This is a genomic window from Paraburkholderia fungorum (assembly GCF_003610895.1).
Taxonomy (GTDB): domain Bacteria; phylum Pseudomonadota; class Gammaproteobacteria; order Burkholderiales; family Burkholderiaceae; genus Paraburkholderia; species Paraburkholderia fungorum_B.
In genome coordinates, this window is record NZ_MCAS01000021.1 from 93,082 (window position 1) to 116,710 (window position 23,629).

Here is a 23,629-nt window from a genome sequence, read left to right on the forward strand (position 1 = left end):
GAGGCCCATTGCAGGAGTCGTCGTCGTGAAGATTCGAGTGCTGTCCGATCTGCATCTGGAAAACGATGAGCCCGAGCTGATCCCGCATGCGCAGGCGGATCTGATCGTGCTGGCCGGCGACATCCATAATCACGCGGCCGGCCCGCGCTGGGCCGCGCAAACCTTCGACGGCGCCGTGCCGGTGGTCTACGTGCCCGGCAATCACGAGTACTACGACGGTGAATTCGGCGCGCTCGAAAGCGCCCTCTACGACGCCGCCGCGCAAGTCGACAACGTGCATGTGCTGAACAATGCCGCGCTGGTCGACCCGCAAGGCCGCTGGCGCGTGCTCGGCACGACCTTGTGGACCGACTTCACGTTATACGGCGCGGATCCTGACACGCTTGCCGACTGCATCGAGTCATCGCGCCGGGTGATGCTCGACTTCCGCGGCCTGATCCAGATGAACTGGCCGCACGACACCCACGACTCGCCGCGCGACTTCACCCCGGAGGACTCCCTCGCGTTGCACGCGAAGGCGCGCGCCTGGCTCGAAAGCGAACTGGCGAAGCCGTTCGGGGGCAAGACGATCGTCGTTACGCATCACGCACCGCATCGGCTGAGTCTGGCCGAACGTTATGCAGAGGATCGCTCGTCGGCCGGATTCGTCAATCATTTGCCGCAGCTGGTGCGCTCCCCCGTCGCACTGTGGATTCATGGACACACGCATACACCGTTCGACTACACCGTGAACGGCACGCGCGTGGTGTGCAATCCGCGCGGCTATCTGGACCGGCGCACCCGTCAGCTGGAGAATCCGCAATTCGCGTGGGACAAGGTCGTCGAGATATAGCGCCGGCTTGGGGCCGATCGGGGTAGCGCGGCCACGCGCCACGCACTACGCTGGGGGTGTCGTCGGATCCGGGTTCGGGTTCGAGCCGGTCAAACCCGCCAGACCGGTGATCTCCGGAGGTCGCTCATGTGTGGTCGAATCAGCCAGTACCGCGATCCGCATCTGTACACCCAGCAGCTTGGCCTCGCCGACCCGCTGATGCTGTTCGACGCCGCCGATCGGCGTCCCGGCTACAACCTCGCGCCAGGCACCCATCCGCTCACGATTTACCCGGACCAAACGCTGCGCGCGATTCACTGGGGTTATTGCCCGGCTTGGGCACGCGAGCAGCATCTGCCGCAGACGATCAACGCGCGCGCCGAAACCGCGCCGCACACGCGCTACTTCAAGGATTTGTGGAAAACCGGTCGGGTATTGGTGCCCGCGGACGGCTGGTTCGAATGGCGCATGGAAACGGCGCCAGGAACATCAAACGGGGATCACGCGGGAGACGCCGACGCAACGGTGCGCCAACCCTATTTCGTGCATCTGAAAAGCGACGCACCGATGTACCTCGCGGCCCTATCCAGCGTACACGGCACGGAACTTCAGACGGAGGGTATGGGACTGGTGATCGTGACGGCTACGGCCGACGCGGGTCTTGTCGACGTACACGGCCAACGCCCGCTGGCATTCGCGCCGGAAGCGGCGCGCCGCTGGCTCGACCCGGCGCTGCAATCCGACGAACTCGAGCAACTCGTGCGCAGCGCCTGCCTGCCCGCCGCACGGTTTCGCTGGCACCGCGTGAGCCTCGAGGTGGACCGCACGCTCAACGACGAGCCAGGCCTGATCGAGGCGCTGCTTTGACCACGCGGTGCGCGGACCGAAACAGACCGAATAGCTTCAACGATCGCGCCGTTGCCCTTGCGAATCAGGACGCTCGACCTTGACCGGCACCAGTTGCGGCTGCTGGTCGCGCAGGCGGCGCAGCAGATCGCGCGATGCGGCGATTCCAATCAGTCCCAGCATGACGGCCACGCCGATCATCAGATGCGTATCCATGAATTCCTCGTCCTAATTGTTGCGGATGTTGCGATTTGCCAAACGGCGGCTAATACGATGGCTAATTGAGCGCGTCCAGCTGAATGCGGCAGCGCGTGAAACCACACGTTAGCAAATCGACCGCGGCGCAGAAGTAAGGAAATGTTGCGGCGCGGCACTTATGTAACAGGCTATCACGCCGCTAAGGCCTGCAACCGTCAAGCATCGTCAACCGCCCGAGTGGTGCCGCTTCAGTGCCGCTTCAGCTGCGCGCGAACTGGCGCAACTCTTCCTGATCCACGGCCAGCGTGGCGGGCAGTTCGTCGCGCAGAAATTCGACCCAGGTGCGAATTTTCGCGTCCAGATACTGCCGGGACGGATACAGCGCATACAGATTCATTTCCTGCGAGGTGTATTCCGGCAGCAACCACACCAGTTCGCCGCTGCGCAAACCGCTGATGGCCGAGTAGATCGGAATCAGTCCGATACCCATGCCACTGGAGGCCGCGACCGCCATTGCCTCGGCGACATTCACCTGGAAGGTGGCCGCGCCCAGAGCGATCGTTTCCTCGCCGTTCGGGCCGTCAAAAGTCCATTTGTCGATCGGAAACACGGGCGTGACCAGTTGCAGGCACGTGTGCTGTGCGAGGTCGGCGGGCGTTTGCGGCACGCCGTGCCGCTCCAGATAAGCCGGCGACGCGCACGCAATGCTGAACGCACTGCCTAGCCGCTGCGACACCAGCCCCGAATCGGGCAAGCCGGTTGCCAGTGTCAGCGACACGTCGAAACCTTCGTCGAGCAGATCGGGCATGCGCTGCGCGAGCGTCAGTTCGATATGCACGTCCGGATAGCGCTCCTGATAGCGGCCCACGGCCGGCACCACGTAGTGCTGGCCGAAGCTGGTCATGGCGTGGACCTTGAGCTTGCCGGAGGGGCGCGCGTGGGCGTCGCTCGCCTCCGCTTCCGCCTGATCCACGTAGGCGAGAATCTGCTCGCAGCGCTGCAGATAGCGCTCGCCCGCCTCGGTCAGGGCAATACGGCGCGTGGTGCGGTTCAACAGACGCGTGCGCAAATGCGCTTCCAGATCGGAAACCGCGCGCGACGCGTACGCCGTCGTCGTGTTCAGGTGCTGCGCGGCACCCGTAAAACTGCCCGCTTCGACGACGCGGACAAATACGCGCATGTTTTGAAGCGTATCCATACTTTTCCTGTCGATCCGGAGTTAGCGCTTCAGCACTTACTCCGATCCCATGCAACATAGTTGCAAGATAGTTGCTCGTGTTCGGCAGCGATTGTTACACGATTCGCAAAGGCGATTGTCTCATATTCCGTAAAAATGCCTTGCATCTTTACCGGTTATTCCCCAATCAATCAAAAAATATAATGACGCACATGCTTCTATAGCCAATTTTGGAGGAAATCGTGCAGTCTCCGGTACAGAAAGGGATCGCCGCAGCCGCGGTTCTTACGATCCTATTAACAATCGCCGGCTGTGCAAGTACCGGAGGCATCGCCCCGCAAGACCACGGAATCGAGCCCGCCTCGCTCGACGCAGGCAACGCCATCCGGGCCGCCAACGCGGACGCCCAGTGGCCGGCCGCCGACTGGTGGCGCGCCTATAACGATCCGCAGCTCAATCAGTGGGTCGAAGCCGCACAGGTGGGCAATCCGAGTGTCGCGGTCGCTCAGGCGCGCGTGCGCGAAGCCGTGTCGATGGCGGGCGTCGCCCGTTCGGCGCTCTCTCCGCAGGTCAACGGCAGCCTGTCGATCCAGCGTCAGAAATGGGCCGACAACCTCTATTACGGCCCGGGGCCGCTCGCGGGCGAGCAGTCGTGGAACAACACCGGCACGCTGGGCCTGTCGTACAACCTGGACCTGTGGGGCAAGGACAAGAACGCCGCCGAGCGCGCGCTCGACGCCGCCCATGCGAGCGCAGCGGATTTCCGTGCCGCCCAGCTCGAACTGGAAGGCAACGTGGTGCGCACCTACATCGAACTGTCGATGAACTATGCACTACTCGACATTGCCAGATCGACGCTGCAGCAACAGCAGCAGATCGTCGATCTTGCGAACCGGCGTCTGAAAGGCGGCATCGGTACGCAGCTCGAAGTGAGCCAGGCCGAAACGCCGATGCCGGAGTACGAGCGCCAGATCGACGCGATCGAGGAGAAGATCGCCCTCGGCCGCAATCAGTTGGCCGCGCTGGCCGGCAAGGGCCCTGGCGCCGGCGACGCGATCCAGCGTCCGACACTCTCGCTCGACACCGCTCCCGCCGCCCTGCCGAGCGCCCTGCCCGCGGATCTGATCGGCCATCGGCCGGACGTGGTGGCGGCACGCTGGACGGTCGCGGCGCAAGCGCGCGGCATCGACGTCGCCAAGGCCAGCTTCTATCCGGACATCAACCTGCTGGCGTCGATCGGCGGATATGCGGCAATGGGGCCGCTGTTCCAGTTCCTGAAAGACCCGTCGCATAGCTGGAGCGCGGGTCCGGCGCTGTCGCTGCCGATCTTCGACGGCGGGCGGCTGCGCTCGCAACTCGGCGCTGCGTCGGCTGGGTACGACGAGGCGGTCGACCGCTATAACCAATCGATTGTCGGTGCGCTGAAAGATATCTCCGATCAGGTGATCCGGATCCGTTCGCTCGCCACCCAGGCGCAAGACGCCGACCGCTCGGTCGCGGCGGCCCGCAAGAATTACGACCTTGCACGCGAAGGTTATCGGCGTGGTTTGACCGACTATCTGAACGTGCTGGTCGCGCAAAGCCAGTTGCTGCGCGCGCAGGAAGGCGTCGCGAAGATTCAGGCGGAGCGGCTGAATGCGCATGCGTCGCTGGTCACGGCGCTCGGCGGCGGACTCGACGAACCGGCCAACGCACCGCAAGCCAACGAAACCTTGCCGGCGCATGGAAAAGGCAAAGCAGCGTCCGATTCGAACACTGAGGCCAGGCCTTCGGACGCGCCGACGCAAACCCGCTCGACGAGCGCCACGGATAACACCGCTGCCGCCACGGTATCGGTGCGAAGCCCTACCGCCTCGGCGGCAAAGGCATCGCGCGGGGCTGCCAAACGGGTGAGCGGAGCCGGCATAAGCGCCGCGGCCAGCGTATCTGGCCCGTCCACCAACGTGCCCGCGGCTGAGTAAGGAAGCCGGCCATGTCAGCCTCCCCCTCTCCCGCCTCGCGCCCGACTTCGTTTGCCGCGCTCTACTCGGCTGCCGCCGACTGGGCGCGCACCGACGGCCTCACCTGGGTCTATCTGTTCAAAGCGCTCGCCGCCTGCTTTCTCGCACTCGGCATTGCGATGAAACTCGACCTGCCGCAACCGCGCACCGCCATGACCACCGTGTTCATCGTGATGCAGCCGCAAAGCGGGATGGTGTTCGCCAAAAGCTTCTACCGGATCTGCGGCACGCTGGTCGGCCTCGTCGTGATGCTGGCGTTGATCGGTCTGTTCGCACAGCAACCGGAATTGTTCATCGTCACGACCGCAATCTGGGTCGGCATCTGCACGGCGGGCGCCGCGCGCAATCGCAATTTCAAATCGTACGGCTTCGTGCTGGCCGGTTATACCGCCGCGCTGATCGGCATCCCCGCCTCGCAGCATCCGGACGGTGCGTTTCTAAGCGCGCTTACGCGGGTGGCCGAAGTGGTGGTCGGTATTCTCTGCGCGGGCGCGGTCAGTGGTCTCGTGTTTCCGCAATTCACCGGTTTGCAGATGCGTGGTACCGTGCGTGCGCGTTTCTCGGCGTTCGTCGAGTATGTGTCGGCCTCGCTGGCCGGCCGCAACGACCGCGCACAAATCGAGGCGACCAACGCGGGCTTCGTCGCCGACATCGTCGGTTTCGAAGCGGCGCGCAGCGTCGCCGTGTTCGAAGGCCCCGATTCGCGGATGCGCGGCGGCCGCCTCGCGCGTCTGAACAGCGAGTTCATGACCGCTTCGACACGCTTTCACGCGCTGCATCAACTGATGAACCGGCTGCGCGATGCGAATACGAGCGGGGCGGCCGTCGCCGTTGACGCGCTGGAGCCGTACTTCAAGGAAATCGCCCCCTTGCTCGCGAAGTCCGGCGAACCGGTGTTGAGCGCCGGCGACGCGGCCCACGCCGCCGCGCAACTCGACGCGTACAAGGCAGAACTGCCCAGGCGCGTACGCGCGACCCGCGCCGCGCTGGAAACGCAGCCGGACGCGCCGCTGCTCGACTTCGACACAGGCGCCGAACTGCTGTACCGCTTCATCGACGATCTGCACGCGTACGCGGCCACTTATGCGTCGCTTGCCGTCGACACGCATGAGCGCGAGCGCTGGATCGAGCGTTACGAGCCGAAGACGAACGCGATCGCCGCGAGCGTCGCCGGCCTGCGCGCGGCGATCGTCATGATCGTGCTCGGCGCATTCTGGATCGCCACCGCCTGGCCGAGCGGCTCGACCTTGACGCTGGATGCCGCAGCGGTGTGCGCGCTGGCGTCGTCGTCGCCGAATCCGAAACGCACCGCGTTCCAGATGGCCGGCGGCACGCTGGTCGCCTCGGTGATGGGCATGATCGCGGTGTACGGCGTGTATCCGCACATCGACGGTTTTCCGCTGCTGTGTGCCGCGCTCACGCCGTTTTTGCTGCTCGGCGTGTTCATGACGACACGCCCGGCGCTGGCCGGCTACGGCGTCGGCTACTGCATCTTCTTCTGCTTCCTCGCCGGCCCCGACAACCTGATTCATTACGACCCGAGCGGCACCATCAACGACGCGATTGCGCTGGTGCTGTCGATGCTGGTGTGCGCGGTTGCCTTTGCCGTGCTGCTGCCGCCTTCGACGCCCTGGCTGCGCAACCGCCTGCTGGTGGACCTGCGCCGCCAGGTCACGCTGGCGAGCCGGGCGGGCATGCGCCGGGTGCGTTCGCGCTTCGAGAGCGGCGCGCGCGATCTGATGTTCCAGATCAATGCCCTCGCGCAGAACGAACCCGAGCTCAAGCGCGACACCTTGCGCTGGCTCTTTTCGGTACTCGAAGTAGGCAACGCAATGATCGATCTGCGCCGCGAAGTGGCGGCGCTGCCCGCCGACGCGCGCTACGCGAAGTCGATGCCGTGGCGCGTCAACCTGCGTGCGATGCGCGATGCGCTGACCGCGCTGTTCGAGCGGCCGCGCGCGGACCGCTTCGACCGTGCGCTGTCCGCCACCGTCGACGCCATCGCCGCCGTTCAACTGATGCTGGCCACTTTCACGCCGCCGCGTGAGGAGCGGCATCAGCTGCAACGCATTCTGAGTCAACTGCATTTCATTCGTACCGCGCTGCTCGATCCGCAATCGCCGCTTGAACCGCTGGTGAGCGGTCGTGCCCACGCGTCAGAAGGAGTTCGTCATGCCACGTGATATCGCCGTTTTCGACGCCTACGTGCCGGCCATTGTGCTGCTGTTCATCGCGGGCGCCGCGCTTACGTGGGTGTTGGACCGCGCGATTGCCTATACGGGCCTGTATCGCGTGGTATGGCACCCGTCCTTGTTCCGGGCCAGCTTGCTCGTGTGTGTGTGCGGCGTGCTGGGTCTCGCCGTTTATCGTTGATCAGAGTCGAAACATGACCATCCGAAATATTGTTGGCTTCGTCGCGACAGCCATTATTTTTATCGTCGCGATTTTGATTGGGCGCGTGTTGTGGGTTCACTACATGGATGAACCGTGGACACGTGATGGGCGCGTGCGCGCAGAGATCGTCAATGTGGCGCCTGATGTTTCAGGCGCGGTTGTCGATTTGCCGGTTAAGGACAATCAACTGGTGAAGAAGGGGGATCTGTTGATGCAGATTGATCCTTCGCATTATCAGATTGCTGTTGAGCAGGCAGAGGCTGCTGTTGCTGCGCGCAAGGCGGAGTTGCAGATGAAGCGGGATGATGCGCAGCGGCGGGCGGATATGGATGCTTTGGTTGTGTCCAAAGAGAGCCGTGAGAATGCGACTCATACTGCGTCTGCTGCCGAGGCTTCTTATCAGCAGGCTTTGGCTGCGCTTGATGCTGCGAAGTTGAATCTTGAGCGCACTCGGGTTGTGTCGCCGGTTGACGGGTATGTCACTAATCTGAATGTCTTTCGCGGCGACTATGCGACTGCTGGGGCTGCCAAGCTCGCGATCGTCGATAGTCACTCGTTCTGGGTTTATGGGTATTTTGAGGAGACCAAGCTGCCTCATGTGCGGGTCGGCGATAAAGCCGAAGTTCGGCTGATGAGCGGCGGTACCCTGCAGGGGCATGTCGAGAGCATCTCTCGTGGGATCTATGATCGTGATAATCCCGAAAGCCGGGAGCTGCTGGCTGATGTGAATCCGACTTTTAACTGGGTTCGGTTGGCGCAGCGCGTGCCTGTGCGGGTTAGGATTGATTCTGTACCCGACGGGGTTGTGCTTGCTGCTGGGATTACTTGTACTGTTGTTGTTCGGCCTGGGTGAGTTTTGTGTTTGCCTTCGTGGCGTTTGTTGGGGTGTTTTCTTGGTCTGGCTTCTTTGGACTTTTCTTGGTCTGGCTCTTGGGCCTTTCCTTGAATTGATAGTGGTCTATTAGCGTTGCCCCTGTGCGGGGCGGCACCTACTTTTCTTGGTCTGGCTCTTGGGCCTTTCCTTGAATTGATAGTGGTCTATTAGCGTTGCCCCTGTGCGGGGCGGCACTCACTTCTCTTTGCCGGCCGCAAAGAGAAGTAAGCAAGAGAAAGCGGCTCAAACCGCTAACTCTTAAGTGGGTCCCCCGCGCAGTTACGGTAGTGGTGCATCTGGAATCTGTGCTCTCGCACATTCCGCACCAGTGACAAAGCAGTCATTCTTCCGGCGGCGCTACCGCGCGCCGAACGGCCCTTCCCCCGACTCCACGTTGTCCCACGTTCGCGAAGCTTATGGTGCCGTTTGCCGTTTGCCGTTTGCCGTTTGCCGTTTGCCGTTTGCCGTTTGCCGTTTGCCGTTTGCCGTTTGCCGTTTGCCGTTTGCCGTTTGCCGTTTTATAGCCTGAACTTGCCGACCATCTGCTTCAGGCCGCGCGCCTGATCGTCCAATGATCTGGCGGCCGCCGTTGCCTGTTCCACCAGGGCGGCGTTCTGCTGGGTGCCTGAATCCATCTGTGTCACCGCGAGGTTGATCTCCTCAATCCCCGCGCTCTGCTCCGATGACGCCGCCGAAATCTCGCCCATGATGTCAGTCACGCGCTTCACCGCCTTGACCACCTCATCCATCGTCTGTCCAGCATCCTGTGCCAACGTCGAACCATTACTCACCCGCTCTACCGACGTGCTGATCAATCCCTTGATCTCCTTGGCAGCGGCCGCGCTGCGCTGGGCCAGATTGCGCACCTCGGCTGCCACCACAGAAAATCCTCGCCCCTCTTCGCCAGCTCGGGCGGCTTCCACCGCCGCGTTCAACGCGAGAATGTTGGTCTGGAAGGCAATGCCCTCGATCACGCCAATAATGTCGCCAATGCTGCGTGCGCTGTCGTTGATCTCGTTCATCGTCGCCACCACGCGGCTCACCACGGCGCCGCCCTTCTCGGCAATTTCCGATGCGTTGTTCGCCAACGTGCTCGCCTGCTTGGCGTTGTCAGCGTTCTGTCTGACCGTGGAGGTCAACTGCTCCATGCTGCTCGCCGTCCGCTCGAGCGCCATCGCCTGCTGCTCAGTGCGCTGCGACAAGTCGAGATTGCCCATCGAAATTTCGCCCGATGCGGTCGCGATCGCGTCGGCGCTCGACGCAATGTCCGAGACCGTCGTCGCAAGACCGCTTTGCATGTCGTGCAGCGCGTACAGCATGCTCGACTTGTCCTTGCGGCCGAGCGCGATCTGATTCGACAGGTCGCCCGCGGCAATCCGGCTCGCAATTTCCTTGGCGTAGCCCGGCTCGCCGCCGAGCTGGCCAGCAAGGCGTCGCACCACCCACTCGCTAATGCCGAACGCCAGCACGATCAGCCCGATCGTCATCACCGCAATCATCACAAACGACGAATGGAAGATAAAACCCGATGCCTCGATAGTCGCCTTCGCGGCCGTGCCGCGCTGTGTAACGAGTTCGTCGACGAGTTTTTCAAGCTTGCCAGTCTCGACCAGCAGCGATACGTCCTGTGTCCCGACCTGCCAGTTCATCTGCGAAAGATCGAGCGGCTGCGCCTTCACCAGCTTCACGAAATCACGCAGGTGACCGCTCCATACCGCAACGGCCGCAGCAAATTTCTTCTGCTGATCGACCGCCTTCGCGTCGGATGTGTCGACGTACTGTTGCAGCGTGCCGAGTTCCACGGTAAGACCGCTCAACCCCTTGTCGATGTCGCCGCCGAGATCGTCGCGCTCCTTCGCAGTGGTCGCGGTGAGCAGCATCTTTTGCGCGCGGCTTGCGCGCAGCATGTGGCCGCGCGCCTCTTCGGCTGCGCGGCTCGCCACGTGGCCCTGGTCGTAAATCGATTGCGCCGAGGCATTCAGCCGGCTGATCTGGGTCAGGGAAAACACCCCAATCGCGAGCGTACCGATCAGCAGAACGGCAAACGCAAGCCGCAGCGTCGCCTTTACCGACAAGCCCTTCAGCCCCACGGCACGGGAGCGGCTGCTCTCGCCGCGCGATGGTGACGGCTTGCCCGCCGCTTCCCCTTCCGGTACGAACCCCGCGCCCGTCTGGCCACCCAGCGAAACTGCTTTCATATTCCTCGTCCCCGCGTATCGAACTGCCGGAAAGGTCGGTTCCGGCATTAATGCTTATCTCTCCGGGTCTACGGCATAAACGTCAGCGATCTTTAACGCCGCCGCTCGCGTCATGCCGACCGTCGCGCCCGGTCCTCGACGCATCGCTTTGTAAGCTTCGCGCCCGCGACCGTTTTATACATGGCCAAAAATCCCCGAACCGCATTTATCAAACGGCTTGCCAGGCACGCGTGGCAATGGCAACACACTCGCCGCCAGCACCGCGGCAGTGCACCAAACGCCCAATTTCCGCGCTGGTGCGACCTCCAGACAGGCCCACACGTGTCCGATTCGCGACAAAACTTGTCCTTACATTTCGCCGAAGCCACATTAAACTTCGACAAATAGGTGACAACGCCGGGTACCGCGTCGAAATGCCGCACAGCTCGCGTACCCATCGGACAGACCGGCGAACCTGCAGTACGACGGCGCGTCCGCAGCCTGAAATCATGACCTTTCACCCTTTCTCCTCTCTCATCTAGCGTATGGAAACGAGCCTCGATAAAAGCGCCCTCGCCGGCGCCTCAGCCTCTCCCGCCAGTCCTGCCAACCCCGGCGCCGCGCAGCCCACCGCCAAAATCCAGCGCACGGTCTACTCCGTGCTGGGCGCGATCAGCTTTTCGCACCTGCTCAACGACATGATCCAGTCGTTGATTCTGGCCATCTACCCGATGCTGAAAGACAACTTTTCGCTGTCGTTCGGGCAGATCGGGCTGATTACGCTGACCTATCAGATCACCGCGTCGCTGCTGCAACCGCTGGTCGGCAGCTATACCGACAAGCATCCGAAACCGTATTCGCTGCCGGTCGGCATGGGCTTCACGCTCGCCGGCCTGCTCCTGATGTCGGTCGCGCCGAGTTTCGGCGTGCTGCTGGTCGCGGCGGCGCTGGTGGGTTGCGGCTCGTCGGTGTTCCATCCGGAATCGTCGCGCGTGGCGCGCCTCGCGTCTGGCGGCCGGCACGGTCTGGCACAGTCGCTGTTCCAGGTGGGCGGCAATGCGGGTTCGTCGCTCGGGCCGCTGCTCGCTGCATTGATCGTGATTCCGCATGGCCAGCGCAGCATCGCGTGGTTTTCGGTAGCGGCGCTGGTGGCGATCGTCGTGCTCACGCAGATCGGCCGCTGGTACAAGCAGCATCCCGCTGTGAAAAAAACGCGCAGCCAGACCGGTCACGCGACCCTGTCGCGCAACCAGGTCATGTTCGCGATGGCTGTGCTGATGCTGCTGGTGTTCTCCAAGTACTTTTACCTCGCCAGCATCAACAGCTATTTCACGTTCTATCTGATCGACAAGTTCCATCTGCCAGTGCAGGCCGCGCAGGTCCATCTGTTCGTGTTCCTCGCGGCGGTTGCGGCGGGCACGGTGATCGGTGGTCCGATCGGCGACCGGATCGGCCGCAAGTATGTGATCTGGGTGTCGATCCTGGGCGTGGCACCGTTCACGCTGCTGCTGCCGTACGCCAACCTGTTCTGGACCGGCGTGCTGACGGTGATCATCGGTATCGTGCTGGCGTCGGCGTTCTCGGCGATCCTCGTCTATGCGCAGGAATTGATCCCCGGCAAGGTGGGGATGGTCGCGGGCCTCTTCTTCGGTTTCGCGTTCGGCATGGGCGGCGTCGGCGCTGCCGTGCTCGGCCAGTTGGCCGACGCTACCAGCATCACGTATGTGTATAAGGTCTGCTCGTTCCTGCCGCTGATCGGCATGCTGACGGTGTTCCTGCCGAATGTCGAAGGCAAGCGCGCGAAAGCCTGATGGTGTGACCTGTCTGGAAGTGAATGGAAAAAGGCGCCGCGGCGCCTTTTTTCTTGTCCCCGCTCATGGTGAACCCGCGTTGTCCGCCCAGCCACGCGTGCACTATGCTTGTGCGGATGTACGTGCCGCTCTCTCGCCACGCCCGCGCGCCGTACGATTCGCCATCCAATCACTCACGCAGCAGAAGGATCGCCGCCGATGACCAGCTACCGCGACTTCCACCGCCGTTCGATTGAGCAGCCCGAGGCATTCTGGCGTGACGAGGCGCAGCGGATTCATTGGCAAACGCCGTTCGATACCGTGCTCGACCGCTCGAATCCGCCGTTCGCGCGCTGGTTCGTCGGCGGCCGCACGAATCTGTGCCATAACGCGGTGGACCGGCATCTGGCCGAACGCGCGCAGCAGAATGCGCTAGTGTACGTGTCGACGGAAACCGGCATCGAGCGGCGCTACACCTACGCCGAGCTGCACGCGGAGATCAACCGCATGGCCGCGGTGATGCGCTCGCTCGGCGTGAAGCGCGGCGACGTCGTGCTGCTCTATCTGCCGATGATTCCCGAAGCGCTGTTCGCGATGCTCGCATGCGCGCGGCTCGGCGCGATTCACTCGGTGGTGTTCGGCGGCTTCGCGGCCCCCAACCTGGCGGCGCGTATCGACGACGCGAAACCGGTGCTGATCGTGACCGCCGACGCCGGCGCGCGCGGCGGCAAGGTGATCGACTACACGCCGCTGATGGACGAGGCGCTGGCGCGCGCGGCCCACAAGACGCCGCACGTGCTGCTGATCGACCGCCAGCTCGCGCCGGAGCGCCTGAACGCGAGCTACCTCGTCGCCTACGAGCCGCTGCGCGAACAGTTTTTCGATGCGCATGTGCCGTGCGAATGGCTCGAATCGAACGAACCGTCGTACGTGCTGTACACCTCGGGCACCACCGGCAAACCGAAGGGCGTGCAGCGCGACGTCGGCGGCTATGCGGTGGCGTTGGCGGCTTCGATGGAACACATCTTTCAGGGCAAGCCCGGCGACACGATGTTCACCGCGTCGGACGTGGGCTGGGTGGTCGGCCACAGCTACATCGTCTATGCGCCGTTGATTGCGGGCCTCACCACCGTGATGTACGAAGGCACGCCGATTCGGCCGGACGGCGGTATCTGGTGGCGCCTTGTCGAACAGCACAAGATCAACCTGATGTTCACCGCGCCGACCGCGCTGCGCGTGCTGAAAAAGCAGGATCCGGCGCTGCTGAAAAAGTCCGATCTGTCGAGCCTGCGCACGCTGTTCCTCGCCGGCGAACCGCTCGACGAACCGACCGCCGCATGGATCGCCGGCGCGCTCGGCAAGCCCGTGATCGACAACTACTGGCAGACCGAAACCGGCTGGCCGATGCTGGCCATTCCGCGCGGCGTCGAGGTGCTGCCCACCAAGCTCGGCTCGCCGGGCGTGCCGTCGGCCGGCTTCAATCTGACCTTGCGCAACGAACTGACCGGCGAGTCCTGCCCGCCCGGCGAAAAAGGCGTGCTCGCGCTCGGCTATCCGCTGCCGCCGGGTTGCATGTCCACGGTGTGGGGCGACGACAAGCGCTTTATCAGCACGTACTGGTCGAGCGTGCCGAACCAGCAGGTCTACTCGACCTTCGACTGGGGCATCCAGGACGAAGACGGCTACGTGACGATCCTCGGGCGCACCGACGACGTAATCAATGTGGCCGGCCATCGGCTCGGCACGCGCGAAATCGAGGAAGCGTTATCGAGCCACGCGGCGGTCGCGGAAGTGGCGGTGGTCGGCGTAACCGACGCGCTGAAGGGTCAGGCGGCCATGGCCTTCGTCGTGCTGCGCGACGCGCAGGCGTATGCGGACGACAAGGCGCGGGCCAAACTGGAGGCTCAACTCAGCGCGACGGTCGACCGCCAGCTCGGCGCGATTGCGCGGCCGGCGCGCGTGGTGGTGGTGCCGATGCTGCCGAAGACGCGCTCCGGCAAGCTATTGCGCCGCGCGATTGCAGCGCTCGCGGAAGGACGCGAACCGGGCGATTTACCGACGATCGAAGATCCGTCGGCTTTGCAGCAGGTGCGTGAGGCGCTGGGGGACTCGACGAAGCACTAGCGGGCGGCAAGCCCGATCGTGCAGTGAACGGGCGGCACCCTGGTGCGCCGCCGGTTTGTTTGGGTGTGCTGCTGCCGGCTGATCGACACGCTGCGTGCCCAGCCGGCGAGCCTGTCACACGAGGCGGCGTGCCTCCAGAAACCGCGTCAGAATCGCATTCGAATACGTCCCGGCAATCTCCGTGAGAAACGACACGAACGACTCCGGCGCGTGATCGTCGGCGGTGTCGGAAATGGTGCGCACCACCGCGCATGGCACGCCGTACTCGTAACAGACCTGCGCGATCGCCGCGCCTTCCATCTCGACTGCGAGCGCATCCGGCAGCGCGTCGCGCAATGCCTTGACGCCCGTCGCACTCGCCACGAACTGGTCTCCGCTGATAATCAGGCCGCGATGAACACGCGGCTCGCGCGTGCCAAAGCGCGCTGCAGCAGCAGCCCCCTCTTCGGCGACAAAACGCTCGCATGCCGCGGCCAGTTGATCAGCGAGCGCCTCATCGGCGGCGAAACGCGACACGCCGAGCAGCGGCACTTCGAAGCGCGGAAACAAGGGCGACGCGTCGAGATCGTGCTGCATCAGCGCGTTGGCGACAACGATATCGCCGACCCGCACCTCGGTCCCCACGCCACCCGCGACACCGGTAAACACGATCGCTTCGACATCGAATGCATGGATCAGGGCACTGACGGTGGCCGCCGCCGCGACCTTGCCGACGCGCGCCAGTGTCACGACGCAAGGCACGCCGTGCACGGTGCCAAGGTGGTAGTCACGCTGACCGTGGGTGATCGTGCGTACGCCGGATCCGGCGCGCATCGCTTCGATCAGATCGCCGAGCTCTTGCGGCAAAGCCGCCAGAATGCCGAGCGGGCGATGCGAGACCGGTGCGCCGCTGCGAGTTGGGTCGATCATGGGCGCGCTCATTCAACCGCCTGCAATTTGGCGACTGCCAGCGCCAGCCACTTCTCGCCGTGCCGCTTGAATTTGACCTGGGCCTTGGCGTCCGTGCCACCGCCTTCCAGCGCGGTGATCGTGCCTTCCCCAAACTTGGTGTGGAACACCTGCTGGCCGACGCGAAAGCCCGTTTCAGCCGCGCGCTGTTCGTTCGCAAAAGCCGGCAGCGGCGCCGGGGTCGACGACGACGGGCCCGTGTAACCCGGCCGCGCGAACCAGTCGCGGCCATAGCCGGCGTTATCCGAACGGCCGCCCCAGCGTGCGCCCGCCTCGACCTTCGGCGTGAGCCACTTGAGGGTTTCCTGCGGCAGTTCGTCAAAGAAGCGCGAGCGGATGTTGTAGCGCGTCTGGCCGTGCAGCATCCGGCTCTGCGCAAACGACAGATACAAACGCTCCTTTGCCCGCGTGATCGCCACGTACATCAGACGGCGCTCTTCCTCCAACCCGTCCGATTCCATCGCGCTGTTCTCATGCGGGAACAGCCCTTCCTCCAGACCCGTGATGAACACCGCCGTGAACTCGAGGCCCTTGGCGGCGTGCACCGTCATCAACTGCACCGCTTCCTGACCGGCTTGCGCCTGGTTGTCGCCGGCTTCCAGCGATGCATGCGAGAGGAATCCGGCCAGCGGCGTCATCGTGTCCGGGTTTTGCGCCGGATCGGCGATATCGGGCGCGTCCAGCACGACCGTATTCGGATCGTCGGTGGCGACGGCCAACTCGGGCGCCGCCGTCGCGCCGGGGCGCAGCGGAATCGAGCGCGCCGGCGTATCCATGCCGTAGCCTTCTTCGCTGACGAAAGCAGCGGCCGCGTTGACCAGTTCCTGCAAGTTCTCCAGCCGGTCCTGGCCCTCGCGTTCGTTCTGATAGAACTCCGTGAGACCGCTGGTGCGGACCACGTATTCGACCGTTTCCGGCAGGCTCATCTGCTGCGTTTCCGCACGCATCCTGCCGATCAGATTCGCGAAACTCGCGAGACTCGACCCTGCCTTACCCGCGACATACGGAATCGCCGCGGCCATCGAGCAGTTGTACAGACGCGCCGCGTCGGCAAGTTGCTCGATCGAGCGCGCGCCGATGCCGCGCGTGGGGAAATTGACGACGCGGGCAAACGCGGTGTCGTCGTTCGGATTGTCGATCAGGCGCAGATAGGCGAGCGCGTGCTTGACTTCCTGGCGCTCGAAAAAGCGCAGACCGCCGTACACCTTGTACGCGATGCCAGCATTGACCAGCGTATGTTCGATCGTGCGTGACTGTGCGTTGCTGCGATACAGGATGGCGACTTCGCTGCGCGAGGTGCCAGTGCTGATCAGCGCCTTGATTTCCTCGACGATCCAGCCGGCTTCCTGCGTGTCGGTGGCGGATTCGTAGACGCGCACCGGCTCGCCGTGACCCGCGTCGGTACGCAGATTCTTGCCCAGACGCCGCGAGTTATTGGCGATCAGCTGATTGGCCGCGTCGAGAATATGACCGTGCGAGCGGTAGTTTTGCTCCAGCTTGATCATGTGCCGAACGTTGAACTCGTGTTCGAAGTCACGCATGTTGCCGACGTTCGCGCCGCGAAAGGCATAGATCGACTGGTCGTCGTCGCCGACCGCGAAGATCGAGTTGGTCTGCCCGGCCAGCATTTTCAGCCAGGCGTATTGCAGCTTGTTGGTGTCCTGAAACTCGTCGACGAGAATGTGCCTGAAGCGTGCCTGATAGTGGGCACGCAGCGGCGGATTGTGCGCGAGCAGTTCAAAGCAGCGCAGCAGCAGTTCCGGGAAGTCGACCACGCCTTCGCGCTGGCACTGCTGGTCGTAGGCTTCGTAGAGCTCGACGAATTTGCGGTTGAAGTTGTCGGTGGCGTCGACGTCTTTCGGCCGCAGGCCTTGCTCTTTGGAATTGTTGATGAAGTACTGGAGATTTTTCGCCGGGTACTTTTCGTCGTCGATGTTAAGGCCCTTCATCAGACGCTTGATCGCGGAGAGCTGGTCCGCGGTATCGAGGATCTGGAAGGTGGCGGGCAGGCCCGCGTCGCGATGATGCGCGCGCAGCATGCGGTTGCACAGACCGTGGAAGGTGCCGATCCACATGCCTCGCGTGTCGATCGGCAAGAGGGCCGACAGACGCGACATCATTTCGCGGGCGGCCTTATTGGTGAAGGTCACCGCCAGGATGGTGGCGGGCGACGCCAGACCATGCTGGATGAGCCACGCGATCCGCGTGATGAGGACGCGGGTTTTGCCGCTGCCCGCGCCGGCAAGGATGAGCGCTGGCTCGTTGGGGAGCGTGACGGCGGCGTGTTGTTCGGGGTTTAGATTGGCTAGCAGATCGGGCATTTTTTGGGAGGACGGCAAGTGCGTCCGACATTATATGCCCCTCCGGGGCTGGGGTTTTTTTGGGGTTTTTTGCCTGTGCGGCGCTTGTTCGTCTGGTTGCCTGCGGCGGTGGTCTTTCCTCTGGGTGCCTGCGGCGGTGGCCTTTCCTTGCTGTGTTAGTGGTCTATTAGTGTTGCCCCTGTGCGGGGCGGCACTTACTTCTTTGGCCTTTCCTTGCTTTGTTAGTGGTCTATTGGCGTTGCCCCTGTGCGGGGCGGCACTTACTTTCTTTGCCGCCGCAAAGAAAGATAAGCAAAGAAAGCGGCTCACCCCGCTAATTCTTAAGCGGGTCCCCCGCGCAGCCACGGTAGTGGTGCATCTGGAATCCGTGCTCTCGCACATTCGGCTTTAGTGACACAGGGCTCATCCGCTCCCACTCCGCACTGCGTGCGTCGCGGATGGGTCTGCATGGGAAACCAGGGGCTTCGCTTCGCGTCGCGGGGGCCATCNAAACCAGGGGCTTCGCTTCGCGTCGCGGGGGCCATCGGCTTCGCCTCGGCGAGATGCTCCCGCACTCATTGGCGCCCCCACTTGAAATGAAATGGCGATGCACTGCGTACGTTGCAGCGCGCGCAATTGCGCCAGCCGCGGCGATGCAACGACTAGCCAGGGAACTGGGTAAGCCGTGGGAGCAAACGTTTGAAATGGTGATGCGTTGCGTTCATCACGCGGCCGCAGTCGTTCCAGCGGCTGCGATGCAACGACGAGTCAGGGACCGAGACAAACCGCAAGAGAAAACGCGTGGCGGGTGGTTTCATGAAGGACCGTTCGGCGCGCGCAGCGCCGCTGGAAGTATGACGCCCTTGTCACCGGAGCGAAGTGTGCGAGAGCACGGATTCCAGATGCACCACTACCGCGGCTGTGCGGGGAACCCGCTTATGAGCTGGCGGGGTGAGCCGCTTTCTTTGCTTATCTTTCTTTGCGGCGGCAAAGAAAGTAAGTGCCGCCCCGCACAGGGGCAACACTAATAGACCACTAACACAGCAAGGAAAGGCCAACGCCACAAAAACACAACCAAAACAGACCACTAACACAGCAAGAAAAGGCCAACACCATAAAACCACAGCCAAAAACAGACCACCAGGAAAACAACCAAAGCCCAAAAAAGCCAGAACAAGGAAAAACCCCGCCCCCGGCGGCCCCCCCTCATCTGCTGTAAAATTTGACGCTTAAGCGTCGCTCACCGACGCCCCTCACCCCGAAGGTCATCGTCGATGCAAATTCAGGTTCACAAGGAAGTCGATGCGCGCGGCCTGATGTGCCCGCTGCCCATTTTGCGCGCCAAAAAGGCGCTCGCCGACATGGAAAGCGGCCAGATTCTAAAGGTATTAGCGACCGATCCGGGCTCGCAACGCGATTTCGCCGCCTTCGCCAAGCAAACCGGCAACGAAATCGTCGAAAGCTCCGCGCACGACAAGGTCTTCACCTTTTTGATGAAACGCCGCTAAAGCACAAACAAAAAGGCGCTGTGCCCGCAAATGCGGGACACAGCGCCTTTTTTACATCTGACTGACGTCTATCGCGAGAGGCTAACAGCGCAAAGGCTTCCGCGCAGCGGTTCTGCCGCTCAGCCTTCCAGCACCGGCGAACGGGTCCGCAAATATTCTTCGAAGTCGGCTGCCACTTCCGGGTGACGCAGAGCGAACTCGACCGTCGCCTTCAGATAACCCAGCTTGCTGCCGCAGTCGAAACGCGTGCCGTGGTACTTGTACGCCAGCACCTGCTCATCGGCGAGCAGCGACTGAATCGCGTCCGTCAGCTGCAATTCGCCGCCCGCGCCCGGCTTCAGCGCGCGCAGATGTTCGAAGATCCGCGGCTTCAGCACGTAACGGCCCACCACGCCGAGATTCGACGGCGCCACGCTCGGGTCCGGCTTTTCGATGATGCCCGACATCTTGATGATCGAGTCTTCCCACTCCTTGCCGTCGACGATACCGTACGACTTCGTCTCCGCCGGCGGGATCTCTTCGACGCCGATCACCGAGCTGTGATAGTGGTCGAACACCTCGATCATCTGCGTCATCACAGGCGGCGTGCCGTACAGCAAGTCGTCCGCAAGAATGACGGCGAACGGGTTGTCGCCCACCAGTTTTTCGGCGCACATCACCGCGTGACCAAGGCCGAGCGCTTCCGGCTGGCGCACGTAGAAGCAGTCCACATGGCTTGGCTTGATGCTGCGCACCAGTTCCAGCAGCTTGGCCTTGCCACGCGCCTCGAGCTCCGCCTCGATTTCGTATGACTTATCGAAATGATCCTCGATCGCGCGCTTGCTGCGGCCCGTGACAAAGATCATTTCGGTGATGCCGGCCGCCATTGCCTCTTCCACCGCGTATTGAATCAGCGGCTTGTCGACGATCGGCAGCATCTCCTTCGGGCTTGCCTTCGTGGCAGGGAGGAACCGGGTGCCAAGACCTGCTACCGGAAATACCGCCTTTGTAACTTTTAGCATGTGATTACCCTGAATCCTCTGGTTTAGCTTTGCTCCACGCCCGCCCACGGGCAGGCGCGGAGCGTCGATCAGGCCGGCAAACGGGCCAATTGCGCTTTCAGCTTGCCGATAGTGGTTTCGAATTCTGCCAGCCTTTTCTGCTCCTGCTCAACGACTGCCGGTGGCGCCTTCGCAACAAAGCTTTCATTTTGCAATTTAGCATTGCATTTGGTGACTTCTGTGGCAAGCCGCGCGATTTCCTTTGACAGACGCTCGCGCTCCACGGCGACATCGATTTCCACCTTCAACACCAGCTTGTCATTCCCAACGATAGCAATTGGCGCGCCATCCGCTTGCGCGTCCAGGCTTGCCTCGTCGGCAATGATCTGCACTTCCGACAAACGGGCCAATGCCTGAGCGTACGGCGCGAAGGTGCGCAGGCGCTCGGCGTTGCCAGTTGCGAGCAACGGCACCTTGACCGCCGGCGACAGATTCATCTCGCCGCGCAGATTCCGGCATGCATCGATCACTGCTTTCAGGTCGGCTGCCCATTGCTCCGCGTCTTCGTCGAGCTTCGACGGTTCTGCAATGGGGTAAGGCTGCACCATGATGGACGCTTCGCCCTCCACCTTGCCTTGCGGATAACGATCGGCCAACGGCGCCACTTTCTGCCACAGCGCTTCGGTGATGAACGGAATCACCGGATGCGCGAGGCGCAACACCGTCTCGAGCACACGCAGCAGCGTGCGGCGTGTTGCGCGCTGCTGGTTCGGCTGACCCGTCTGGATCTGAACCTTGGCGAGTTCGAGATACCAGTCACAGTATTCGTCCCATACGAACTTGTATAGGGCGTTGGCCACATTATCAAAACGATAGTCGGCGAAGCCCTTGGCGACTTCCGCTTCCACGCGCTGCAGGCGCGAGACGATCCAGCGGTCCGCCGCCGAGAAATTCAGGTGGCCGTCCGGGCCGCATTCGCCGCATTGCTCGGGCTTGCCGAAACCGCAATCGTGGCCTTCGCAATTCATCAGCACAAAACGGGTGGCGTTCCACAGCTTGTTGCAGAAGTTGCGATAGCCCTCGCAGCGCGCCAGGTCGAAGTTGACGTTGCGCCCGAGCGTGGCCATCGACGCCATCGTGAAGCGCAGCGCGTCCGTGCCGAACGCCGGAATGCCGTCCGGGAATTCCTTGCGGGTTTTCTTTTCGATCGACGCGGCCTGCTTCGGATTCATCAGGCCGGTGGTGCGCTTGGCGACCAGCGCGTCGAGGTCGATGCCGTCGACGATATCGATCGGGTCGAGCGTATTGCCCTTGCTCTTCGACATCTTCTGGCCTTCGGCGTCGCGCACCAGACCGTGCACGTAGACCGTGTCGAACGGCACCTTGCCGGTGAAGTGCGTGGTCATCATGACCATGCGCGCGACCCAGAAGAAGATGATGTCAAAGCCGGTGACCAGCACCGACGAAGGCATGAAGTGCTTCAGTTCGGGCGTTTCAGCCGGCCAGCCGAGCGACGAGAACGGCACCAGCGCCGACGAGAACCACGTGTCGAGCACGTCGTCGTCGCGCTTGAGCGAGCCCGTGTAACCCGCAGCGGCCGCCTTCTCGCGCGCGCCTTCTTCGGTATTGGCGACGAAGATTTCGCCGTTTTCGCCGTACCACGCCGGGATTTGATGACCCCACCAGAGTTGGCGCGAGATACACCAGTCCTGGATGTTTTCGAGCCACTGGTAATAAGTGGTGCTCCAGTTTTCCGGCACGAACTTGATTTCGCCGCTGCGAACCACGTCCAGCGCGGTTTGCGCGATCGACTTGCCCGGATTGAAGGTGCCTTCCGGCGCCGGCTTGCTCATCGCGACGAACCATTGGTCGGTCAGCATCGGCTCGATCACGACGCCCGTGCGGTCGCCGCGCGGCACCATCAGCTTGTGCGGCTTGACCGATTCGAGCGCGCCGAGCGCTTCGAGATCGGCCACGACCTGCTTGCGGGCTTCGAAGCGATCCAGAGCGCGGTATTTTTCCGGCGCGTTGTCGTTGATCTTCGCGTCGAGCGTGAGGATTTCGATCATCGGCAGCTTGTGGCGCAGGCCGACCTGATAATCGTTGAAATCGTGCGCAGGCGTAACTTTGACCACGCCGGTGCCGAATTCACGGTCGACGTAGTCGTCGGCGATGATCGGGACTTCGCGGCCGGAGAGCGGCAGCGTGACTGTCTTGCCGATCAGATGCGCGTAGCGCTCGTCTTCAGGGTGGACCATCACGGCGGTGTCGCCGAGCATGGTTTCCGGGCGCGTGGTGGCGACCGTCAGATGGCCCGAGCCGTCCGTGAGCGGGTACTGGATGTGCCACAGATGGCCGTTTTCTTCTTCGCTGACCACTTCGAGGTCGGAGACGGCGGTGAGCAGCACCGGATCCCAGTTCACGAGACGCTTGCCGCGATAGATCAGGCCCTGTTCATACAGGCGTACGAATACGTCGCGTACGGCGGCCGACATTTTGTCGTCCATCGTGAAATATTCGCGCGACCAGTCGATCGATGCGCCGAGGCGCCGTACCTGATTCGTGATGGTCGAGCCGGATTGCTGCTTCCATTCCCAGACGCGTTCGGTGAATTTTTCGCGGCCGAGATCGTGGCGCGAGATGTCCTGGGCGTCCAGTTGACGTTCGACGACGATTTGCGTGGCGATGCCTGCGTGGTCCGTGCCCGGCACCCACAGGGTGTTTTCGCCGAGCATGCGGTGATAGCGGGTGAGGCCGTCCATGATCGTCTGGTTGAACGCATGGCCCATGTGCAGGGTGCCGGTGACGTTCGGCGGCGGCAGCTGGATCGAGAAGTCTTTTTTGTTCTCGTCGAAGGTGGGCGCCGCGTAGGCGCGCTTTTCCCATTCCGGGCCCCAATGGGCTTCGATGGTGTGGGGCTCGAAGCTTTTGGCAAGCGTGGAGGTCGGGTCGCTCGGGGTCTCGCTCATTTCTGTCCGTCTGCTGGTGGATGCAAAGAATGCTCGATTATAAGCGGCGCTGGGCGCGCGGGGCTTTTGGGGGTGGGTTGGGGCCTGCTCGGCGGTTTGTGGGGGGTGGGGTTCGTCTGTTTTTGGCTGTGGTTTTATGGTGTTGGCCTTTCCTTGCTGTGTTAGTGGTCTATTAGTGTTGCCCCTGTGCGGGGCGGCACTTACTTTCTTTGCCGCCGCAAAGAAAGATAAGCAAAGAAAGCGGCTCAAACCGCCAGCTCATAAGCGGGTCCCCTGGCTTGGAGGGGGCAGTGGTGCATCTGGAATCTGTGCCTTCGCACACTCCGCTTTAGTGACACAGGGCTCATCAGCTCCCACTCCGCACTGCGTGCGTCGCGGATGGGTCTGCCAGGGAAACCGGGAGGCTTCGGTTAAGTTCGGTGGGGGCCATCGGCTTCGCCTCGGCGAGATGCTCCCGCACTCATTGGCGCCCCCCACTTGAAATGAAATGGCGATGCACTGCGTACGTTGCAGCGCGCGCAATTGCGCCAGCC

Annotated in this window: 16 protein-coding genes; 9 read left to right on the plus strand and 7 right to left on the minus strand. The window is 62.7% G+C overall.

What is annotated here, in order from left to right:
- The first annotated feature begins 25 nt into the window (after nt 1-25).
- Both BCY88_RS20320 and BCY88_RS20325 read left to right on the plus strand, forming a co-directional pair.
- Nucleotides 26-832, plus strand: a complete 807-nt coding sequence (locus BCY88_RS20320) for a metallophosphoesterase (protein ID WP_120345990.1) — start codon at nt 26-28, stop codon at nt 830-832.
- A 126-nt stretch (nt 833-958) separates the two neighbouring features.
- Nucleotides 959-1,678 (plus strand): SOS response-associated peptidase, encoded by a 720-nt coding sequence (locus BCY88_RS20325; protein WP_120345991.1) that lies wholly within the window; start codon nt 959-961, stop codon nt 1,676-1,678.
- Between the two features lie 36 nt (nt 1,679-1,714).
- Here the strand turns inward: BCY88_RS20325 and BCY88_RS39885 are convergent, their stop codons facing one another.
- Both BCY88_RS39885 and BCY88_RS20330 read right to left on the minus strand, forming a co-directional pair.
- A complete protein-coding gene (locus BCY88_RS39885; RefSeq protein ID WP_167346788.1) occupies nt 1,715-1,873 on the minus strand; it encodes a hypothetical protein in 159 nt (52 codons plus the stop codon).
- A 241-nt stretch (nt 1,874-2,114) separates the two neighbouring features.
- Nucleotides 2,115-3,053, minus strand: a complete 939-nt coding sequence (locus tag BCY88_RS20330; protein WP_120345992.1) for a LysR family transcriptional regulator — start codon at nt 3,051-3,053, stop codon at nt 2,115-2,117.
- Between the two features lie 221 nt (nt 3,054-3,274).
- Here BCY88_RS20330 and BCY88_RS20335 point away from each other — a divergent pair, with 221 nt between their 5' ends.
- The 4 genes from BCY88_RS20335 to BCY88_RS20350 are packed head-to-tail and all read left to right on the plus strand — an operon-like array spanning nt 3,275 to nt 8,279.
- Nucleotides 3,275-4,993: an efflux transporter outer membrane subunit gene (locus BCY88_RS20335; RefSeq protein ID WP_147408534.1), complete on the plus strand. Its 1,719-nt coding sequence runs from the start codon at nt 3,275-3,277 to the stop codon at nt 4,991-4,993.
- 11 nt (nt 4,994-5,004) lie between these two features.
- Entirely contained in the window at nt 5,005-7,215 is a 2,211-nt protein-coding gene (locus BCY88_RS20340; RefSeq protein ID WP_120345993.1) for an FUSC family protein, read from the plus strand.
- Nucleotides 7,205-7,405: a DUF1656 domain-containing protein gene (locus BCY88_RS20345; protein ID WP_120345994.1), complete on the plus strand. Its 201-nt coding sequence runs from the start codon at nt 7,205-7,207 to the stop codon at nt 7,403-7,405. Before BCY88_RS20340 ends, BCY88_RS20345 begins: the two co-directional genes overlap by 11 nt.
- 13 nt (nt 7,406-7,418) lie before the next feature.
- Nucleotides 7,419-8,279, plus strand: a complete 861-nt coding sequence (locus BCY88_RS20350) for an efflux RND transporter periplasmic adaptor subunit (RefSeq protein WP_120345995.1) — start codon at nt 7,419-7,421, stop codon at nt 8,277-8,279.
- A 539-nt stretch (nt 8,280-8,818) separates the two neighbouring features.
- On the opposite strand, the gene BCY88_RS20360 is transcribed toward BCY88_RS20350, so the two are convergent.
- Nucleotides 8,819-10,498, minus strand: coding sequence for a methyl-accepting chemotaxis protein (locus BCY88_RS20360; RefSeq protein WP_120345996.1), 1,680 nt, complete (start codon nt 10,496-10,498; stop codon nt 8,819-8,821).
- Nucleotides 10,499-11,022: 524 nt separating this feature from the next.
- Between BCY88_RS20360 and BCY88_RS20365 the strand changes: the two genes are divergently transcribed.
- Nucleotides 11,023-12,288 (plus strand): MFS transporter, encoded by a 1,266-nt coding sequence (locus tag BCY88_RS20365; protein WP_120345997.1) that lies wholly within the window; start codon nt 11,023-11,025, stop codon nt 12,286-12,288.
- Between the two features lie 198 nt (nt 12,289-12,486).
- Complete coding sequence (locus BCY88_RS20370) at nt 12,487-14,391, plus strand: propionate--CoA ligase (protein ID WP_120345998.1); 1,905 nt, start codon at nt 12,487-12,489, stop codon at nt 14,389-14,391.
- 114 nt (nt 14,392-14,505) lie between these two features.
- Here the strand turns inward: BCY88_RS20370 and BCY88_RS20375 are convergent, their stop codons facing one another.
- On the minus strand, nt 14,506-15,312 hold the full coding sequence (locus tag BCY88_RS20375) for a 5'-methylthioadenosine/adenosylhomocysteine nucleosidase (protein ID WP_120345999.1): 807 nt from the start codon (nt 15,310-15,312) through the stop codon (nt 14,506-14,508).
- The gene (locus BCY88_RS20380; RefSeq protein ID WP_120346000.1) at nt 15,309-17,660 is read right to left on the minus strand and encodes a UvrD-helicase domain-containing protein; all 2,352 of its coding nucleotides are present in this window, start codon (nt 17,658-17,660) and stop codon (nt 15,309-15,311) included. Before BCY88_RS20380 ends, BCY88_RS20375 begins: the two co-directional genes overlap by 4 nt.
- Before the next feature lie 1,259 nt (nt 17,661-18,919).
- On the opposite strand from BCY88_RS20380, the gene BCY88_RS20385 reads away from it, so the two are divergent.
- Complete coding sequence (locus BCY88_RS20385; RefSeq protein ID WP_025600552.1) at nt 18,920-19,147, plus strand: sulfurtransferase TusA family protein; 228 nt, start codon at nt 18,920-18,922, stop codon at nt 19,145-19,147.
- 119 nt (nt 19,148-19,266) lie between these two features.
- Here the strand turns inward: BCY88_RS20385 and galU are convergent, their stop codons facing one another.
- Together galU and BCY88_RS20395 are read right to left on the minus strand one after the other, a co-directional pair.
- The gene (galU, locus tag BCY88_RS20390; protein ID WP_120346001.1) at nt 19,267-20,148 is read right to left on the minus strand and encodes a UTP--glucose-1-phosphate uridylyltransferase GalU; all 882 of its coding nucleotides are present in this window, start codon (nt 20,146-20,148) and stop codon (nt 19,267-19,269) included.
- A 68-nt stretch (nt 20,149-20,216) separates the two neighbouring features.
- Nucleotides 20,217-23,096 carry a valine--tRNA ligase gene (locus BCY88_RS20395; protein ID WP_120346002.1) on the minus strand — a complete coding sequence of 960 codons (2,880 nt, stop codon included), beginning with the start codon at nt 23,094-23,096 and terminating at the stop codon, nt 20,217-20,219.
- Nucleotides 23,097-23,629: the final 533 nt, after the last annotated feature.

Coding starts and splice junctions, on each gene's coding strand:
- BCY88_RS20325 (WP_120345991.1), top strand. CDS start 959: ATGTGTGGTCGAATCAGCCAGTACCGCGATCCGCATCTGTACACCCAG.
- BCY88_RS39885 (WP_167346788.1), bottom strand. CDS start 1,873: ATGGATACGCATCTGATGATCGGCGTGGCCGTCATGCTGGGACTGATT.
- BCY88_RS20330 (WP_120345992.1), bottom strand. CDS start 3,053: ATGGATACGCTTCAAAACATGCGCGTATTTGTCCGCGTCGTCGAAGCG.
- BCY88_RS20340 (WP_120345993.1), top strand. CDS start 5,005: ATGTCAGCCTCCCCCTCTCCCGCCTCGCGCCCGACTTCGTTTGCCGCG.
- BCY88_RS20345 (WP_120345994.1), top strand. CDS start 7,205: ATGCCACGTGATATCGCCGTTTTCGACGCCTACGTGCCGGCCATTGTG.
- BCY88_RS20350 (WP_120345995.1), top strand. CDS start 7,419: ATGACCATCCGAAATATTGTTGGCTTCGTCGCGACAGCCATTATTTTT.
- BCY88_RS20360 (WP_120345996.1), bottom strand. CDS start 10,498: ATGAAAGCAGTTTCGCTGGGTGGCCAGACGGGCGCGGGGTTCGTACCG.
- BCY88_RS20365 (WP_120345997.1), top strand. CDS start 11,023: ATGGAAACGAGCCTCGATAAAAGCGCCCTCGCCGGCGCCTCAGCCTCT.
- BCY88_RS20370 (WP_120345998.1), top strand. CDS start 12,487: ATGACCAGCTACCGCGACTTCCACCGCCGTTCGATTGAGCAGCCCGAG.
- BCY88_RS20375 (WP_120345999.1), bottom strand. CDS start 15,312: ATGAGCGCGCCCATGATCGACCCAACTCGCAGCGGCGCACCGGTCTCG.
- BCY88_RS20380 (WP_120346000.1), bottom strand. CDS start 17,660: ATGCCCGATCTGCTAGCCAATCTAAACCCCGAACAACACGCCGCCGTC.
- galU (WP_120346001.1), bottom strand. CDS start 20,148: ATGCTAAAAGTTACAAAGGCGGTATTTCCGGTAGCAGGTCTTGGCACC.
- BCY88_RS20395 (WP_120346002.1), bottom strand. CDS start 23,096: ATGAGCGAGACCCCGAGCGACCCGACCTCCACGCTTGCCAAAAGCTTC.